This is a genomic window from Falsochrobactrum shanghaiense (assembly GCF_003149535.1).
GTDB lineage: Bacteria > Pseudomonadota > Alphaproteobacteria > Rhizobiales > Rhizobiaceae > Brucella > Brucella shanghaiense.
Window position 1 is genome coordinate 465652 of record NZ_QGDB01000003.1, and the last position, 17447, is coordinate 483098.

The window sequence follows — 17447 nt, forward strand, 5'->3', positions numbered from 1 at the left end:
GGCAAAGGCCCGCCAAAAGGCGGGCCGAAATTCTATTCCTGCCAGAGCGCTGCGTGAATGGCCTGCCAGCTTTCCTTGTCCGGTGCGACCAGCAATCCGCCACCAACATGCGACGGGAGATAGGCGCTGCCGTCCCATCGCGCGAGATAACCGCCCGCTTCCTGATGAATCAGCGCGCCCGGCAGATGATCCCACGGCATCAACTTGTTATAGACCGCGAAATGCGCGCCGCCGGTCGCGATAATGCGATATTCATGCGCAGCGCAGCGATAGCCTATCTGTGACAGGAATTTGGTATGATTGCGGGCCAATCGTGAGCGCAGCGGTTCGGCTGTATATTGCCACGAGATCGAACCGGTCATCTGTGAAATATCGGCAGCGGGAGCGACGCTCACCTTGCTCATATCGCCGTCACGATGGCGGATATAGCTGCCGCCACCCTTGGTCGCGACCAGCCAGTCTTTGCCTACGGGATCATAAATGATACCGGCAACAGTCTCACCGGCTGCAACCACGGACAGCATGACCCCAAACAGCGGAACGCCGGACGCAAAGTTGAAAGTACCGTCGACAGGGTCGATCGTGAAGGCAAGCTCCGCCTCGCCCAGCCCTTCGATAAGGGCAGGATTGTCGGAGCAGGCTTCTTCCCCGACGATCAGGGCACCGGGAAAACGCTCTTCAAGCTGTTTGGTGATGTATCGTTCCGCATTGACGTCCGCTTCTGTCACCAGATCAGCCGCCGAGGTCTTCTGGCGGATGTCACCATCCCCAAGCCTGCGGAAGCGCGGCATGATTTCCTGCTCGGCTGCATCGGCCAGAAGGCGGGCCAGCCAATCGGTCTGTTTTTCGTCAAAGCGCACGGTCATTCTCCATATTGCCGCCAGTCATCAGTCCGGCGAAGTCGAACAGCTTGCGGTCAAGCAGATGGCTTGGGCGCACATTGGTCATGGCACGGATCATCGTATCCTTGCGGCCCGGCATACGCTTCTCGATGTCGGCCAGCATGGCTTTCATCGCATTGCGCTGCAGCCCCTCCTGGCTCCCACACAGATCGCAGGGGATAATCGGGAACTGCATTGCGGCAGCAAATTTTTCGAGGTCCTCTTCCGCCGCATAGGAGAGCGGACGAAACAGCATCAGGTCGCCCTCATCATTGACCAGCTTCGGCGGCATGGCCGCGAGACGCCCACCATGGAAGAGGTTCATGAAGAAGGTTTCGAGAATATCCTCGCGGTGGTGGCCAAGCACGATGGCCGAGCACCCTTCCTCACGCGCAATGCGATAGAGATTTCCACGACGCAGGCGCGAGCAAAGCGAGCAATAGGTCTGGGTTTCCGGCAGCTTATCCGTCACGATCGAATATGTATCCTGATATTCGATACGATGCCGGATGCCGTAGTGATTGAGAAAATCCGGCAGGATATGTTTGGGAAAGTTCGGCTGCCCCTGATCCAGATTGCAGGCGAGAAGCTCGACAGGCAGGAGGCCGCGCCATTTCAGATCAAGCAGCAGCGCCAGAAGACCATAGGAATCCTTGCCCCCCGACAGGCAGATCAGCCAGCGCTCGCCCGGCTTCACCATGGCGAAATCATCGATGGCCTGCCGCGTCAGGCGCAGAAGGCGCTTGCGCAATTTGTTGAACTCGACTGATGTTGGAACATCGCGAAATAGCGGATGGCAACCGTCATCATCGTTGTTTTCCGCAATATCAGGATCGAAAGCGTTCATGATGCTTCCTGCGAATAAGTGCACACTGATGTCTACATACAGAAAAGCCGCCCATGGGGAAACCAAGGGCGGCCATTTCCTGTGTTAATTGAGCCAGCGGCCCGAAATTAACGCGAGTAGAATTCGACGACGAGGCTCGGCTCCATCTGGACGGCGTATGGCACATCCGAAAGGACCGGTACGCGCGCATAAGTTGCAACCATCTTGTTATGATCGACTTCGATGTAGTCAGGCACATCGCGTTCGGCCAGCTGTACGGCTTCCAGAACGATTGCAAGCTGCTTGGACTTTTCGCGGACTTCAACAACGTCACCGGCCTTGAGGCGGTAAGACTGGATGTTGACGCGGCGACCGTTCACATTCACGTGGCCGTGATTGATGAACTGGCGGGCAGCAAAGATCGTCGGAACGAACTTGGAACGGTATACAACCGCGTCCAGACGCGATTCGAGCAGGCCGATCAGGTTTTCACCCGTGTCGCCCTTGCGGCGGGCCGCTTCGTCATAGGTCTTGCGAAACTGCTTTTCGGAGATGTCGCCATAGAAGCCCTTGAGCTTCTGCTTTGCACGCAGCTGCACACCGAAGTCCGACAGCTTGCCCTTGCGGCGCTGGCCGTGCTGGCCGGGGCCATATTCACGACGGTTTACCGGGGACTTGGGACGGCCCCAGATGTTTTCGCCAAGACGGCGATCAATTTTGTACTTAGCGGATTCGCGCTTGCTCATCGCATTTCCTTTAAAAAGTTGGGCGCCTGACGGCGCGGACAGGAAACGCGCCCTCCTCTGCCCTTGATTTCAAGGACTGACAGGATGAAGCGCGCAAGTGCGATCCTCATCCACGGGACACGTCAAATGAAACGCCGGAGACAAGCTCCAGCGGTGGCGGCTTTTAGTCATGAAGGGCGCAGCTTGTCAAGGCTTGGGTGCCTTTTTCCGCTGTTTCCGGGCCTTGCTGCGCCTTTGCAACCAATTGCCATCAAGCGTGAAGGAACGGCAAGGCGGGTTTTCACATTAAACCAGGAGATCATTGTCAAAAGGGGCCGATATGATTGTTGCTTATGTTTCTATTCCGAGACGCGCTTTTGCCTTGTCGATCATGCTCGCGCTGCTGCCCTTATCCGATCTATATCCGATCAGCCCCTCCTTCGCAAAGGCCCGGGAACTGCCTGAAGCCGTTCCCATTCCCATCCCCGCCCCATCACGAAACAGAACGAAAGAGCCGCTTGAAGAGTTGCCCGCTAAAAAGCCCGTGCCGCAAAAGGACGAGCGCATCTATCAGGTCGCATGTCCCGCATTGCTCAACGGCGAGGTGGAGGGAAAACTCCTGCCGCCACTTGAGGACGGGGTGCAATGCGGGGCGCACTCCCCTCTTTCGCTACTCTCTATCGGCAAGAGCGAGCCGCTGAAGTTTTCGAATGCGGTCACGACGAATTGCGCCATGGCGGTCACGCTTGCCCAATGGAGCGAGAGTGTCAAACAGGCAGCAAAGGACGCCTATGGCGACACGCTGAAAATCACCGAGATCGGCACCGGCTCGGATTATCAATGCCGCAAAGTGAACGGCGCGACCACGGGGCGCGTGTCCGAACATGCATTCGCCAATGCGCTCGACATCATGTCATTCAAATTCTCGTATGGCTCCGGAACAGAGCTGGAAAGCGGCTGGAACGGAACGGAAAAGGAGAAAAAATTCTGGCGCGCGGTGCATAAGGCAAGCTGTGCGCTCTTCATGACCGTCATCGGCCCGGATGGCGACGCCGCCCATCGCACCAATATGCATCTGGATCAGGGCTGTCATGGAAAATCATGTCTTGCCCGAATCTGCCAGTAAGATATTCTGGTTCGTAAATAGATATAATGAATGTGTTTAATCTCTGGTCACGATTATCGATGCCGTCCGAAACGGCTGCTTTTCAGAAGGAACAGATTTATGAAATCGACCAAAATCATATTGTCGGCCATTTTTGCTTTGGGCTTTACCGTAGCAGCGCATGCAGATGCGATCCCAAAGCGCAGCAAGGATTTCAAAGCAAATTATCAGACGCTCACACAGGATCAGAAGGCCGCGCCACAGATCGCCGAGTGCGTTGCCAGCGCCTATGACTATGTCAAGAAGAGCAAGAAATATGATCGGCTTGGCTTCACGCAAAACGATATTGCCGCTGCTGCCACGAGCAACAAGACCATAAAATTCAGCACCCATGACCCGCGCAAGGTAACGTCGGTAATCGCAGTTTCAGGCGAAGCGCGACCTAAGACCAACAGCACCCATTGGGACAGTATAACGCTGCGCTGCGGCATTGCTGGCGGCAAACTCAAAGCCATCGAACTGGTGACAACCAAAACTGCGAGTTAAAACCCGCCGCGAACGCAGATAGCTGAGCATACAGGCATTGCCGGGCACCCTCTTCCAATCAGCCATCCTTCTTTTCCGGCAAGCCTTTATGGCTGGTTTGCGCGAGTTCTTCGAGTTCCTTTTCGGTCATCGATTCATACATTTCCTTCGACGCGCCGATCAGTTCGCTTTTCTTGATTTCACCGCGCTTGGCGGCAAGGGCGGCACCTGCCGCCTTTTGCTGGGCCTGTGATTTCGCTGGCATGGTTCATACTCCCTGTTATGGGAGCATAACGAATCGGCCAGCCTCAGGTTCCTGACAAATTAGACCAGCTCGACGTCCAGCACACCGGGAATGGCCTTGATGGCGCTGGCGATCTGCGGGCTGACACGATAGCGATGCGGGAGCTCTATCTCGATTTCCCGCTGACCGTCTTCCTTGATGACGATGAGGCTGACCTGACCGTCGCCGCGCGTATTGAAATGCGGCGCAATATATTTAACCGCTTCCGCCGAGCGCAGATAAAGGCGCAGCGCCTTTTGCATCCGGCAGGCTTCGTCCTCCAGCGACTGCACGGTCTGAATGCGCAGGCCGATCCCTTCCGGGCGGCTTTCCGCCGACACGGTAATAACAATCGACTTGCCGCTTTCCAGAAGATCACGATATTGCGCCAGCCCTTCTGAAAAAAGCACTGCCTCATACTGACCGCTTGCATCGGACAGCTGCACAATGCCCATTTTGTTACCAGTGCGGGTTTTCCGCTCCTGACGCGCGGTCACAGTGCCTGCCAGACGGCCAGCGCTGGCTCCTCGCTTTACGGCCGCGGAAAAATCGGCCCAGCTCTGCACGCGCATACGATCAAGCACAGCGCGATATTCGTCCAGTGGATGCGCGGAAAGATAAAAGCCGACCGCCTGAAATTCGCGATGGAGCTTTTCCGAAGGAAGCCAGGGAGCTGTCGGCGGCAAGATGAGCGTCTCTTTGGGCGCTCCTGAAAGACCAAAAATATCGGACTGGCCGCTGGCTGCATTTTCCTGCGTTCGCTGTGCAAATCCCATGATGCGGTCCATACCCGCACTCATGGCTGCACGGTCGCGATCAAAACAATCCATGGCACCAGCGTTGATGAGGCTTTCCAAAACCCTGCGGTTGACGATCCGGGGATCGATGCGCTCGCAGAAATCCTCCAGCCCTTCAAAGGGCTTCTGGGCACGCGCTTCGACAATATGATCGACAGCAGCATCGCCCACACCCTTGATGGCCGCGAGCGAATAGAAAATCTCCCTCTCACCCACTTCAAACGCCCTGAATGACGTCATGACGGAAGGCGCAACCACTTCGATACCAAGCCGGTTTGCTTCAAGACGAAAATCATTGAGCTTGTCGGTGTTCGACATATCGTAGGTCATCGATGCGGCCAGAAATTCGACCGGATGATGCGCCTTCATATAAGCGGTTTGATAGGAGACGATGGCATAGGCGGCAGCGTGCGACTTGTTGAAGCCGTAATCAGCAAATTTTGCGAGCAGGTCGAAGATCATATTCGCCTGCGCCTTGTCGACGCCGCCTTCGATAGCGCCATCGACAAAACGGACCCGCTGCTTGTCCATCTCCTCGCGGATTTTCTTGCCCATGGCGCGGCGCAGAAGATCGGCTTCGCCGAGCGAATAGCCCGAAAGAACCTGTGCGATCTGCATCACCTGTTCCTGATAGACGATGACGCCTTGCGTTTCCGCGATCAGGTGGTCGATCTTCGGGTGAATGGAAGCTATCTCCTCCTCGCCGTTCTTGCGCGCATTATAGGTTGGAATATTCTCCATCGGACCGGGACGATAAAGCGCGACCAGCGCGATAATGTCCTCGATACGGTCAGGACGCATGCCAAGCAGCGCCTTGCGCATACCGGCACTTTCCACCTGGAACACGCCGACGGTCTCGCCGCGCGAGAGCATCTCATAGGTCAGTTCATCATCGAGCGGCAGGCGCGAGAGATCGATATTGATCCCCTTGCGCGCAACCAGCGTCACCGCTGTTTCCAACACGGTCAGCGTCTTGAGACCAAGAAAGTCGAATTTGACCAGCCCTGCCTGCTCGACCCATTTCATATTGAACTGGGTGACAGGCATGTCGGAGCGCGGATCGCGATACATGGGTACCAGTTCCGAAAGCGGACGGTCGCCGATCACTATGCCTGCGGCGTGGGTGGATGCATGGCGATAAAGCCCTTCAAGCTTCATCGCCATATCGAGAAGGCGCCCGACAACCGGCTCCTTCTCGCGCTCTTCATTGATTTTGGGTTCTGTTTCTATAGCCTGCGCCAAGGAAACCGGATTGGCCGGATTTTGCGGCACGAGCTTGCAAAGCCGGTCGACCTGTCCATAGGGCATTTCCAGCACACGCCCCACATCGCGCAGCACAGCGCGCGCCTGAAGCGTACCAAAAGTTATGATTTGCGCGACCTGATCGCGGCCATATTTTTCCTGCACATAGCGAATGACTTCTTCGCGACGATCCTGACAGAAATCGATGTCAAAATCCGGCATCGACACACGATCGGGATTGAGAAAGCGTTCAAACAGCAGTGAAAAACGCAGCGGGTCGACATCTGTAATGGTCAGCGCATAGGCAACCAGCGAGCCTGCGCCCGAACCGCGCCCCGGCCCCACGGGAATGCCTTGCGCCTTCGCCCATTTGATGAAGTCGGCAACGATAAGAAAATAGCCCGGAAATTTCATGCGCGTGATAATGCCGATCTCATATTCGAGACGCTCGGCATATTGTTCCGCATTATATCCCTCAGCCAGACCGATCGTATCCAGCCGCATCTTCAGACCCTCACGGGCCTGCCGCGCCAGTTCGTCGGCCTCCGCCTGAATGGCGGCTTCCGCATCGTCCGACTCGCCGGTGAAGCGCGGCAGGATGGGCTTACGCGTCTGCGTAAACCAGTTGCATCGTTCGGCAATCTCAACTGTATTTTGGAGCGCCTCGGGCAAATCCGCAAAAAGCGCGCCCATCTGCGCACGGCTCTTGAGATAGTGATCAGACGTCAACCGGCGGCGATCATCATTGGATATGATCTGACCCTCGGCAATCGCCAGAAGCGCGTCATGCGCCTCGAAATCCTCGGCCTTGAGAAAGAAAGCCTCGTTGGTCGCCACCAGCGGCAGATCCATCGCATAGGCAAGTTCAACCGTCCGCGCCTCTAGATTGCGGTCGTATCCGGCATGGCGCTGTAATTCGACATAGAGCCGGTCACCAAACACCTGCCGTAAAAAGCCGAGGCGCGCTTCAGCACGATCTGCCCGATCCGCGGCAAAAGCGCGGCCAATCGGCCCGAGTTGTCCGCCGGTGAGCGCGATCACACCATGGGAGAGTTCGGAAAGCCAGCCTGCTTCAATATGGACCGGATCACCGGCGGAGGTATCAAGAAAAGCGCGGCTGACCAGCCGTACGATATTGCCATAGCCCTCTTCATTCGCGGCGAGCAGAACCAGCGGCGCAAGATCAAGAACAGTCTTGCGGTTCGGGCTGCGGCTATTGTCATTATGATCGCCAAAAGCGATGTCCAACTGGCAACCGATAATGGGCTGCACACCATCTTTCGACGCCTTTTGCGCAAATTCCAGAGCACCGAAAAGATTATTGCTGTCGGTGACCGCGATGGCCGGAGCTTCATCGGCAATCGCCTGCTTTATGATTTTGCCAACCGGCAGCGCACCCTCAAGCAGTGAATAGGCAGAATGGACCCGCAGATGAACGAATCCTGGCGATCTCTGAGCCTCGCCGGTCAATTTGCTGGCTGCATCATTCATAGCTTACCCCGCTCGGACCGGAGCGCCAAGACCATCAAATCCACGCTCTACCTGACTTCGTTTTGGTCACGCAATCTGCAATTGCGTAACCCGACCTGCTGGAAGACGGCCTGAAAATCCCTGCCTGTCTTTCAGGACGCACCTTACGGCGACTCTCGCCGTCTGCGCTGGCAGTTTCGGAGAATATAGCGGCAATGTCGATAGACAGCATCATCACCATTTGATGAGTTCACAAGAGAACCATCCTATTCAAATGGCGCTGACCCATAGGGCAAAAGTGGCGATGAACAGGCTGACAGAGATAAAGGACAACAGGTCGTAGACAAGATCGGTCATGTGAGAAACTCCTCATTGTTCACTTCTGTTTGGAGTTTGTTCTATTTATGTTCGTCCGTCAATCACTATTTGTTCTGCATGCTATAATTAAGGTTTATGGAATATGAAGGTCTTTCGCCGAGAGCATGATTACTCTCAGCGAAGTATTTGATAATGAACAAAGAAAGAACGCTTGCGGAGCGTCAGAGATCCACGACTTTACCGTCACGCAACGTTACGCGCCGGTCCATGCGGCGGGCAAGTTCGTGGTTATGCGTCGCGATAAGGGCTGCAAGGCCCGACTGACGCACGAGTGCTTCAAGCGCGGCAAAGACATAGGATGACGTCGTGGGATCGAGGTTGCCGGTGGGCTCGTCGGCAAGAAGCACCAAGGGGGCGTTGGCCACCGCGCGCGCAATTGCCACGCGTTGTTGTTCACCACCGGATAATTCTGCCGGGCGATGCGAAGCGCGTTTGCCGATCTTCATATATTCAAGCAATTGCTGTGCGCGTTCCGCTGCTTCCTTACGGGCCAGACCGCGGATCATTTGCGGCATCATCACATTTTCAAGCGCCGAGAATTCCGGCAAAAGATGATGGAACTGATAGACGAAGCCAATATCGTTGCGGCGGATCGCAGTGCGTTCGTCATCCGACAATGCGCTGCAGGAGCGGCCATCAACCTTAACATCGCCGTGATCGGGACGTTCCAGCAGGCCAGCCGTGTGCAGCAGCGTTGACTTGCCGGCACCTGAAGGGGCGACAAGCGCCACGATCTCGCCCCGGCGCAGGCTGAATTCGGCATCCTTGAGAATGACCAGCTCGCGATCGGCTTCCTTATAGGCGCGGCTGACCCCTTGCAGCCGCAGGATGATTTCCGCCGCCATTATTCGTACCTCAAGGCTTCAACCGGATCGAGCTTCGCGGCGCGCCAGGCCGGGAAGATGGTGGCGATAAAGGAAAGAACCAGCGCCATGAGAATAACCGAGATGGTTTCACCCGGATCCATCCGCGCGGGAAGCTGGCTCAGGAAGTAGAGTTCGGGGTTAAAGAGCGTCGTGCCAGAAAGCCACGAGAAAAACTGGCGCAGCCGTTCGACATTAAGGCACACCACCACGCCCAGAATGACGCCCGCAAAAGTGCCGGTCATACCGATAGCGGCGCCCGTCATCAGGAAAATACGCATGACCGCGCCGCGCGTCGCGCCCATGGTGCGCAGGATCGCAATGTCGTGGCCCTTATCCTTCACCAGCATGATGAGACCGGAAATAATGTTCAAAGCCGCGACCAGCACAATCAATGTCAGGATCATGAACATCACATTGCGCTCGACCTGCAAGGCCGAAAAGAATGTCTGGTTGCGCTGGCGCCAATCCACCATTGAAATCTGGCGGGCAGCCACCTCCTCGACCGGCGCGCGCATCGCATCCACCTTGTCGGGATTGTTAACGAAGATTTCCAGCGACTGCACCTTGCCTTCCTGATTGAAGAAAAGCTGGGCTTCGGAAAGCGGCATCATGACGATGGAGGCATCATATTCCGACATGCCGATTTCAAAGATCGCGACAATCGGATAGGCTTTTACGCGTGGATTGACGCCAAAAGGCGTGACATCGCCGTCGGGCGAGATAACGCGCAGCGAGTCTCCGATGGAAAGGCCGAGATTTTCCGCCATGCGGGTGCCGATGGCCACCCCGCCGCTTTCATCGAACCCCTGCAAGGTGCCCTGCCTGATATTGCCGGAAACAAGCGTGAGTTTGTCGAGGTCTTCTTCACGAAGACCGCGCACCAGCGCGCCGGTGCCTGCGCCGATATTGCCCTGAACCAGAGCCTGCCCTTCGACCACCGGAATGGCGAACTGCACGCCCTGAATACCGTCGATACGCTTGATGAGATCGGCATAATCCTCGAGCGGCCGGTCCATCGACTGCATGATGAGGTGGCCGTTGATACCCAGAATGCGGGTCAGTAATTCGGCGCGGAAACCGTTCATCACCGCCATGACGATAATAAGCGTCGCAACACCCAGCATGATGCCGGTAAAGGAAATTCCGGCAATGACAGAGATGAATGTCTCACGGCGGCGCGAGCGCAAATATCGCCAGGCGATCATGCGCTCAAAAGCCGAGAATGGACCGGACGACGGCAGTTTTTCCGCCGCCTTCCCCTTGCCGTCAGGACCTGCTGCCGTCGCGCCGCTCATATTCAGGCCGTCAACATATTGATGGCCGCTTCGAGCGTGAGGTTCTGCCGCTCGCCCGTTCTGCGATCCTTGACCTCGACCTCCCCGGCGGCGACACCGCGCGGACCCACGATGATCTGCATTGGCAGGCCAATCAGGTCCATGGTCGCAAATTTGGAGCCGGGACGATCGTCCGTATCATCGAGCAACGGATCGACACCGGCATTTGTCAACGCTTCATAGAGCTTTTCGCTGACGCTATCGCAGGCCGCATCGCCTGCCTTCATATTGACGATACCTGCGCCGAATGGTGCGATCGATTTCGGCCAGATGATACCGGCATCGTCGTGGAAAGCTTCGATAGCAGCAGCCACCAGACGCGACGGGCCGATTCCGTATGATCCCATAGAGACGAAATGTTCCTTGCCGTCCGGCCCCTGCACTTTCGCGCCCATCGCCTCGGAATATTTGGTTCCAAAATGGAAAATATGGCCAACCTCGATACCACGCGCCGAAAGCTGGCTTTCCGGCCTGACGGCAGCCCATGCGGCTTCGTCATGCATTTCATCGGTGGCTGCGTAAGGTGTCGTCCATCTATCGACAATGCCGGAAAGCTGCGCGTCGTCACGGAAATCGGTATCCGCGCCCGGCACAGCCAGATCGAGGTAGGCGCGGTCGCAATAGACCTGGCTTTCGCCCGTTTCCGCAAGAATGATGAACTCGTGGCTCAGGTCGCCGCCAATGGGCCCGGTATCGGCGCGCATCGGGATCGCCTGAAGGCCGACGCGGGCGAATGTCCGCAGATAGGAGACGAACATGCGGTAATAAGCCATTTTCGCACCCTCGTAATCGAGGTCGAAGGAATAGGCGTCTTTCATCAGGAATTCACGCGAGCGCATCACCCCGAAACGCGGGCGCACCTCATCGCGGAATTTCCATTGAATATGATAAAGGTTGAGCGGCAAATCCTTGTAGGAGCGCACGTAGGAGCGGAAAATATCCGTCACCATTTCTTCATTGGTCGGGCCGAAGAGCATTTCGCGCTCCTGCCGGTCCTGAATACGCAGCATTTCCTTGCCATAGGCTTCATAGCGGCCACTTTCGCGCCACAGCTCGGCGGACTGGATCGTCGGCATCAATATTTCATTGGCGCCAGCCCGGTTCTGTTCTTCGCGAATAATATCGCAGACCTTGTTGAGCACTTTCAGGCCGATGGGCAGCCACGAGTAAATCCCTGCGGATTGCTGGCGGATCATGCCCGAACGCAGCATCAGCCTATGGGAGACAATTTCTGCCTCCTTGGGATTTTCCTTCAGAATGGGCAAAAAATATTGCGACAGACGCATCGTGACCACCGATCAAGAGAGATTGCATGAGTATCCGCAGGGATTGCGCATAGAATCAGGCAAAAATGAAGCAAACTCATTGGCTTCTTATCGGGTTATGTGACCATTGAAAACCCGCCCGAACATGCTTTGCCGCGGAGGATGCCCGCCATCAACAACGATGCCATCCCGATGGGAATATAGCGTCACGGAGGAAGGCAAAATAGATTCACATTAAATTTCAATATATTACATAAATATCATGTAGATTGAGAAAAAATTACGAAGGAAATATGACGCAATGAAAGATTCTTGATGACAAAAGCTGTGCAGTCCGCTATTTTTTTCATCAATAAGCCTAACAGCGGAAAAACCGTTGGTTCACGCGGTCAAGTCTTGGGAGGATGGATCCAGGCGCGGTTTCACGCAGCCGCCATTAATTTGGAAACGGATCGAACGCGTATTCAATTAGCAAGGCGGAAGCCTTGCTTTTTTTTTGATCTTGCATCCAGAACTTCTCCTGCAAAATGTGAAACGCCTTCGCAGCGAAATCCGTTCCCTTGTGGGATTTCTTTTCCCTGCATGGGTGCGCTGGATAATGCATAAAACAGATAAAGCGGTTCGAGCTTCTGCTCAAACCGCCCCAAAAGCCGACCGATTGCGTGATATACAGGCCCTGAAAACAGCCCCGGAAACCAGATTTAAAACGGCGTATTTCAGTTTATATTCAACGACTTATATCAATCATATAAAATATTGATTCAGTCTTTGTCGGCGGGTTACGTCAGGTCCGGGAAGAAATGTGGAATATCATCCAATCCCAATCCGCGAACCTGCGTGAGATAATAGTAAAGCGCGAAAATCAGGCTGGCGACGACGGTCGTGCGAAGAAAAGCCAGGCCAACGCGCGGCTTTGCAGGAGCGCTCGCTACTGTTCCCAAGGTCACTTCATTTTCCTCGGCCTGCGTGCGCAAGCCGACCGGCAGCAGCGCAAACAGCGTGGTCCACCAGATGATAAAATAGATCGCTATGCCGGAAATCAGCGACATGGTCACACCTCCTCCAATTCGATGAGCGTACCATTAAAATCCTTGGGGTGCAGGAATATTACCGGTTTGCCATGGGCGCCGATTCTGGGTTCGCCGTCGCCCAGAATGCGTGCGCCTTCCGCTTTCAGGCGATCACGGGCAGCGATAATGTCGGCCACCTCGTAGCAGAGATGATGCATACCTCCCGCGGGGTTCTTTTCGAGGAAAGAGGCTATGGGAGAGCCTTCGCCCAGCGGTTCGAGCAATTCGATCTTGGTATTGCCGACATCGATGAAGACAACGGTTACGCCATGCTCGGTCAATACCTGCGGCTGGGTCAGTCTCGCACCCAGCTTGTCGCGATAAAGTGCGGATGCGGCCTCAATATCAGGCACTGCGATCGCTACATGGTTGAGCTTTCCGAGCATTATATCTCTCCCGATTTCGCCCTATCTTACGTACCCTAAAGCGTGTCGCGATCTTTCAGATTCGCTCCTTACACTTTAAGTTTTTATTTTAACGCGCATCTGTTCCGAAAACCGTTTCACACTTTTCGGGATGCGCTTTAAGTTTTTATTTTAACGCATGTCGTTATCCCGAAACCGGTCCCCACTTTCGGGCGGCATGCTTTATCTTAACCGGTTGAGAAAGACTGTCACTACCGGCTTCTTGCCCCATGTCTCATTTGCCGCAGCACGCACCGCCCGGCGCACGGATTCGCGAACCACTTCGAGATCCTTGCGGCGTGCCCGCGGGATACTGTCGATGGCTTCGACTGCCGCATCGAGCAGAATATCCTCCATCAAATCGCCTTGCGCATCCTCTTCCGGAACGCCAAAAGCGACCAGATCGGGGTCTTCCAGCAGTTTGAAATCACGATCGAGCAGAACCGAAACGGCAACATGCCCGACATAGGCAAGCTTGCGGCGCTCAACCATGCCGATTTCGTCTTCATCGCCGATAAGCTTGCCGTCCTTATAGATGCGGCCCACAGGCGCTTCATCAATGATTTCGGCCTTACCCGGAGCCAGCCGCAGCATATCGCCGTCGCGTATCTGGACGACTTCCTCAATCCCTTCCATGGTGCCCAGCGCACCCTGCGCCACCAGATGTGCCGCTTCACCGTGCACCGGCACGAGGATTTTCGGACGAACCCAGGCATACATGCGCTTGAGTTCATTGCGGCGCGGGTGGCCGGAAACATGAACCAGCGCTTCGTCATCGCCGATCAGCTTGATGCCACGGTCGATAAGCTTGTTCTTGATGTCGAGAATGGCTTTTTCATTGCCGGGGATCGGGCGTGAGGAGAAAATCACCGTATCGCCCGGAGAAAGCGCCAGACTGCGCATTTCATCCCGCGCCAGTTTGGCAAGGGCCGCGCGCGGTTCTCCCTGACTGCCTGTAAGGATCATGACGATATTCTCGCGCGGGATATAACCATAATCCTCTTCGCTGAGAAATTCCGGCAATCCTTCCATATAGCCAAGCTCGCTGGCAACGGCGATGGTGCGCTTCATCGAACGGCCGACGACCAGAACCTGCCGACCGGCATCCCGCGCCGCTTCCGTGATCGAGCGTATTCGCCCCACATTGGAAGAAAAGGTCGTGATCGCCACGCGGCCGCGCGCGTTTTCGATCAATTCGCGCAGACTTTCACCCACCTCACGTTCCGAAGGCGATTCACCATCCCGCATGGCATTGGTCGAATCGCAGACCAGAGCCAGAACACCCTCGTCCCCAAGCGCGCGAAACCGCGCCTCGTTGATGAGCGGCCCCATTGCGGGATCGGGATCCATCTTCCAGTCACCGGTATGGATGACGGTGCCAAGCGATGTGGTTATTGCGAGCGAAACCGGTTCAGGAATGGAGTGGGTAACGGCCAGTGCCTCAAATTTGAAAGGCCCTATTTCAAACGTCTCGCCCGCCTTGAAAATCGTCACCGGAATTTCCGGCGCGCCAAATTCCGACTGGCGCTTGGCCTCAAGCAGGCCGGCGGTAAAAGGTGTTGCATAGACCGGCACCTTTAAACGCGGCCACAGGTCCAGCAGCGCGCCATAATGGTCTTCATGGGCATGGGTTATGACGATAGCGCGCAGATTGTGCTTTTCGGCCTCAAGAAAACGGATGTCAGGCAGGATCAGGTCGGCGCCCGGATGTTCAGGCCCGGCAAAGCTTACACCCATATCGACGACAATCCATTCCCGGCTATGTTCCGGCCCGTAGCCATACATTGCGAGATTCATGCCGATCTCGCCAACGCCGCCAAGAGGCAGGAAAACGAATTGCGAGGATGATGAGCGGGGCATAAGGCCTCCCTATTATTTTCAAATACAATTATGCCTGTGTTGAACCGACTGCCGATAGTTTGCAAGTCTGCAGGAAAGGTCGTCGGAGCAGTTTGTGCACAATATTTAGAGCGGTTGTTGGAAACGGTTATCAGGAAACCGCTTTGATCGATGCCGCGGTTCCAAAATAAACATCACCTGCCGTCACGGTAAGACGCGTTCCATCGTCCTCGCGAATGACAAGGCGGCAATCCGAATCGATGGTTTCAAACAGGCCTTCGACAATGCGTTCATTAAGGCGCATGGCTACGGGTTCTCCCACGCCATGCGCCCGCCTGAGCCAGTTGCTGCGTATGGCAGGCAGACCGCGTCCGCCATCCCAGATGCGGTAATAGTTGCACCAGGCATCTGACAAGGCCAGAAAGAGAGTGGCTGCATCGACATTGCAGCCCAGAGCGCGAAGCGACGCCGCCGGATAGGGCAAGCCTTCGGGGGCACCAACGACATTGGTTCCCATACCTATGGCAAGGCCAAGGCCGCGACCCGGCAAAATAGTCGATTCCAGCAAAATGCCCGAAAGCTTCGCGCCATCGATCAGCACGTCATTGGGCCATTTAAGCGCCAGTTTCACCCGTGCGGCTATATCCGGCGGCAAGACCGCTTCCACCGCATCGGCCAGGGCAAGACCCGCAACAAACCCCAGAGTGGCAGCGATTGCAGGCTCGAAACGCTCGACCAGAAGCAGCGTTGCAGCCAGATTTCCCTCTGGCGCCACCCATGTCCTGCCGCGTCGCCCGCGCCCGCTCTCCTGTCGCGGCGACACGAACCAGATATGGCCCGCATCACCGGCATTGGCGGCGGCGAGCGCTTCTGCGTTGGTCGAACCGACCACCGGGAAGGTTTCAAGCCGGTATCCCTGCATGAGAGCCACGGGCGCAAGCGCAAAATGCCCAGTACTGCCCGTGGTATCCGGCATATTCATATCAGAAGAATGTCCGGGCTGCGGTTTCGGCGAGTTTTCCAAGCCAGCCGCCGATCAGGCCGTAGAACAGGATAAATGCACCCGACACTGCCAGGGTCAGTCCCAGTTCTGTTGCGGGCCGCTCAAAACCACCTGCCGGCTCATCAAACCACATGATCTTGATGATACGCAGATAATAGAAAGCACCCACGACCGAAGCGATAATACCAATGATTGCAAGCGGATAGAGACCGGCTTCAACGGCGGCCATGAAGGTGTACCATTTACCGAAGAAGCCCGCCAAAGGCGGAATACCGGCAAGGGAGAAGAGCAGCGCCGTCATGATGGTCGCCATCACCGGATTGGTGCGCGACAGGCCTGCCAGATCTTCGATCTGTTCGACATAGCCGTCCTTGGTGCGCATGCACAGGATAAAGGCAAAGCTGCCGAGCGTCATGGCCAGATAAATCGCCATATACAGAAGCACGCCGCGAACGCCAAAAATCGTACCCGCCGCCAGTCCCACAAGAGCGTAGCCCATGTGGCTGATCGACGAATAGGCCATCAGGCGCTTGATATTGCGCTGGCCGATAGCGGCAAAGGCACCCAGAACCATCGAAGCGATAGCGACGAAGGTGATGATCTGCTGCCAATCCTGCGTGACCGGAGCAAAAGCGCCGGAAACAACGCGCACGATCAATGCCATGGCCGCCATTTTTGGCGCGGCTGCGAAGAATGCCGTCACCGGCGTTGGCGCGCCCTCATAAACGTCGGGCGTCCACATATGGAATGGCACCGCCGAAATCTTGAAGCAAAGCCCTGCCAGGATAAAGACCAGACCGAAGACCAGTCCGAGCTGGCGATCGCCGCTCGCAATGGCGCTGGCGATTTCGGCAAAGCCGATATGCCCGGTAAAGCCATAGACGAGCGTGATACCGTAAAGCAGCATGCCGGAGGAGAGCGAACCGAGAACGAAATATTTCAGGCCCGCTTCCGTCGAGCGCAGATTCTCGCGATTGGATGCCGCCAGCACGTAAAGCGCCAGCGACTGCAATTCGAGGCCAAGGTAAAGCGTCAGCATATTGGACGCCGAAACCATGATGAGCATGCCGAGCGTGGAAAGAACAACCAGCACCGGGAACTCGAACTTGTCGAATTTTTCCTGCCGCGCAAAGCCGACCGACATCACCAGCGTCACGATAGAGCCGATCAGCGTCAGCACCTTCATGAAACGTGCGAATGCGTCGTTGACGAAGCTATTGGCAAAAGCGGTCCCGTTATGCGGGAAGATGACGACAAGGGCCAGGGCCGCGATCAGAACGGCGACTGCAAGTCCATTGACGAGGGTAGAGGCGCGCTCTCCGGAGAACACGCCGATCATTAGCAATGCCAGCCCGCTCAGCGCGAGGAGAACCTCGGGAGCTGCGAGAGACAGGGAAGCAATCAGGTCGGTTTGCATCGGGCCTTCGCCTTTAC

16 protein-coding genes are annotated in these 17447 nt (G+C 56.0%); 3 read left to right on the forward strand and 13 right to left on the reverse strand.

Going from position 1 to position 17447, the window contains the following annotated elements:
* Positions 1 to 32: 32 nt before the first annotated feature.
* The 3 genes from DKP76_RS09975 to rpsD form a co-directional block, all read right to left on the reverse strand.
* A complete protein-coding gene (locus tag DKP76_RS09975) occupies positions 33 to 860 on the reverse strand; it encodes an inositol monophosphatase family protein (protein ID WP_109706564.1) in 828 nt (275 codons plus the stop codon).
* Positions 850 to 1728 (reverse strand): tRNA 2-thiocytidine(32) synthetase TtcA, encoded by an 879-nt coding sequence (gene ttcA, locus DKP76_RS09980; protein WP_109706283.1) that lies wholly within the window; start codon positions 1726 to 1728, stop codon positions 850 to 852. Before ttcA ends, DKP76_RS09975 begins: the two co-directional genes overlap by 11 nt.
* A 107-nt stretch (positions 1729 to 1835) precedes the next feature.
* Positions 1836 to 2453, reverse strand: a complete 618-nt coding sequence (gene rpsD, locus DKP76_RS09985; RefSeq protein WP_109706284.1) for a 30S ribosomal protein S4 — start codon at positions 2451 to 2453, stop codon at positions 1836 to 1838.
* Between the two features lie 319 nt (positions 2454 to 2772).
* On the opposite strand from rpsD, the gene DKP76_RS09990 reads away from it, so the two are divergent.
* Positions 2773 to 3558, forward strand: coding sequence for an extensin-like domain-containing protein (locus tag DKP76_RS09990; protein ID WP_342587837.1), 786 nt, complete (start codon positions 2773 to 2775; stop codon positions 3556 to 3558).
* A 99-nt stretch (positions 3559 to 3657) separates the two neighbouring features.
* The gene (gene bspC / locus DKP76_RS09995; RefSeq protein WP_109706285.1) at positions 3658 to 4083 is read left to right on the forward strand and encodes a type IV secretion system effector BspC; all 426 of its coding nucleotides are present in this window, start codon (positions 3658 to 3660) and stop codon (positions 4081 to 4083) included.
* A 58-nt stretch (positions 4084 to 4141) separates the two neighbouring features.
* On the opposite strand, the gene DKP76_RS10000 is transcribed toward bspC, so the two are convergent.
* From DKP76_RS10000 to proS, 5 genes are all read right to left on the reverse strand, one after another.
* Positions 4142 to 4327 (reverse strand): DUF3008 family protein, encoded by a 186-nt coding sequence (locus tag DKP76_RS10000; protein WP_109706286.1) that lies wholly within the window; start codon positions 4325 to 4327, stop codon positions 4142 to 4144.
* Positions 4328 to 4386: 59 nt separating this feature from the next.
* A complete protein-coding gene (dnaE, locus tag DKP76_RS10005; RefSeq protein WP_109706287.1) occupies positions 4387 to 7875 on the reverse strand; it encodes a DNA polymerase III subunit alpha in 3489 nt (1162 codons plus the stop codon).
* A 518-nt stretch (positions 7876 to 8393) separates the two neighbouring features.
* Complete coding sequence (locus DKP76_RS10010) at positions 8394 to 9077, reverse strand: ABC transporter ATP-binding protein (protein ID WP_109706288.1); 684 nt, start codon at positions 9075 to 9077, stop codon at positions 8394 to 8396.
* Positions 9077 to 10393, reverse strand: a complete 1317-nt coding sequence (locus DKP76_RS10015) for a lipoprotein-releasing ABC transporter permease subunit (RefSeq protein ID WP_109706289.1) — start codon at positions 10391 to 10393, stop codon at positions 9077 to 9079. The genes DKP76_RS10010 and DKP76_RS10015 overlap by 1 nt, the downstream gene beginning before the upstream one ends.
* A gap of 2 nt (positions 10394 to 10395) precedes the next feature.
* Positions 10396 to 11718: a proline--tRNA ligase gene (proS, locus tag DKP76_RS10020; protein WP_109706290.1), complete on the reverse strand. Its 1323-nt coding sequence runs from the start codon at positions 11716 to 11718 to the stop codon at positions 10396 to 10398.
* 294 nt (positions 11719 to 12012) lie between these two features.
* On the opposite strand from proS, the gene DKP76_RS19180 reads away from it, so the two are divergent.
* The gene (locus tag DKP76_RS19180) at positions 12013 to 12303 is read left to right on the forward strand and encodes a hypothetical protein (RefSeq protein ID WP_158279430.1); all 291 of its coding nucleotides are present in this window, start codon (positions 12013 to 12015) and stop codon (positions 12301 to 12303) included.
* 173 nt (positions 12304 to 12476) lie between these two features.
* Here DKP76_RS19180 and DKP76_RS10030 read toward each other — a convergent pair whose 3' ends face one another.
* The 5 genes from DKP76_RS10030 to nuoN form a co-directional block, all read right to left on the reverse strand.
* On the reverse strand, positions 12477 to 12746 hold the full coding sequence (locus DKP76_RS10030) for a DUF1467 family protein (RefSeq protein ID WP_109706292.1): 270 nt from the start codon (positions 12744 to 12746) through the stop codon (positions 12477 to 12479).
* Positions 12747 to 12748: 2 nt separating this feature from the next.
* On the reverse strand, positions 12749 to 13153 hold the full coding sequence (gene mce, locus DKP76_RS10035; RefSeq protein WP_109706293.1) for a methylmalonyl-CoA epimerase: 405 nt from the start codon (positions 13151 to 13153) through the stop codon (positions 12749 to 12751).
* A gap of 201 nt (positions 13154 to 13354) precedes the next feature.
* Entirely contained in the window at positions 13355 to 15031 is a 1677-nt protein-coding gene (locus DKP76_RS10040; protein ID WP_109706294.1) for a ribonuclease J, read from the reverse strand.
* A 130-nt stretch (positions 15032 to 15161) separates the two neighbouring features.
* Positions 15162 to 15986, reverse strand: a complete 825-nt coding sequence (locus tag DKP76_RS10045) for a biotin--[acetyl-CoA-carboxylase] ligase (RefSeq protein WP_109706568.1) — start codon at positions 15984 to 15986, stop codon at positions 15162 to 15164.
* A gap of 7 nt (positions 15987 to 15993) precedes the next feature.
* Entirely contained in the window at positions 15994 to 17430 is a 1437-nt protein-coding gene (gene nuoN, locus DKP76_RS10050) for an NADH-quinone oxidoreductase subunit NuoN (protein WP_109706295.1), read from the reverse strand.
* Positions 17431 to 17447: the final 17 nt, after the last annotated feature.

What these genes read in the sequence shown, in the direction of transcription:
- ttcA (WP_109706283.1), bottom strand. Translation starts at nt 1,728, where the DNA reads ATGAACGCTTTCGATCCTGATATTGCGGAAAACAACGATGATGACGGT.
- rpsD (WP_109706284.1), bottom strand. Translation starts at nt 2,453, where the DNA reads ATGAGCAAGCGCGAATCCGCTAAGTACAAAATTGATCGCCGTCTTGGC.
- DKP76_RS09990 (WP_342587837.1), top strand. Translation starts at nt 2,773, where the DNA reads ATGATTGTTGCTTATGTTTCTATTCCGAGACGCGCTTTTGCCTTGTCG.
- bspC (WP_109706285.1), top strand. Translation starts at nt 3,658, where the DNA reads ATGAAATCGACCAAAATCATATTGTCGGCCATTTTTGCTTTGGGCTTT.
- DKP76_RS10000 (WP_109706286.1), bottom strand. Translation starts at nt 4,327, where the DNA reads ATGCCAGCGAAATCACAGGCCCAGCAAAAGGCGGCAGGTGCCGCCCTT.
- dnaE (WP_109706287.1), bottom strand. Translation starts at nt 7,875, where the DNA reads ATGAATGATGCAGCCAGCAAATTGACCGGCGAGGCTCAGAGATCGCCA.
- DKP76_RS10010 (WP_109706288.1), bottom strand. Translation starts at nt 9,077, where the DNA reads ATGGCGGCGGAAATCATCCTGCGGCTGCAAGGGGTCAGCCGCGCCTAT.
- DKP76_RS10015 (WP_109706289.1), bottom strand. Translation starts at nt 10,393, where the DNA reads ATGAGCGGCGCGACGGCAGCAGGTCCTGACGGCAAGGGGAAGGCGGCG.
- proS (WP_109706290.1), bottom strand. Translation starts at nt 11,718, where the DNA reads ATGCGTCTGTCGCAATATTTTTTGCCCATTCTGAAGGAAAATCCCAAG.
- DKP76_RS19180 (WP_158279430.1), top strand. Translation starts at nt 12,013, where the DNA reads ATGACAAAAGCTGTGCAGTCCGCTATTTTTTTCATCAATAAGCCTAAC.
- DKP76_RS10030 (WP_109706292.1), bottom strand. Translation starts at nt 12,746, where the DNA reads ATGTCGCTGATTTCCGGCATAGCGATCTATTTTATCATCTGGTGGACC.
- mce (WP_109706293.1), bottom strand. Translation starts at nt 13,153, where the DNA reads ATGCTCGGAAAGCTCAACCATGTAGCGATCGCAGTGCCTGATATTGAG.
- DKP76_RS10040 (WP_109706294.1), bottom strand. Translation starts at nt 15,031, where the DNA reads ATGCCCCGCTCATCATCCTCGCAATTCGTTTTCCTGCCTCTTGGCGGC.
- DKP76_RS10045 (WP_109706568.1), bottom strand. Translation starts at nt 15,986, where the DNA reads ATGCCGGATACCACGGGCAGTACTGGGCATTTTGCGCTTGCGCCCGTG.
- nuoN (WP_109706295.1), bottom strand. Translation starts at nt 17,430, where the DNA reads ATGCAAACCGACCTGATTGCTTCCCTGTCTCTCGCAGCTCCCGAGGTT.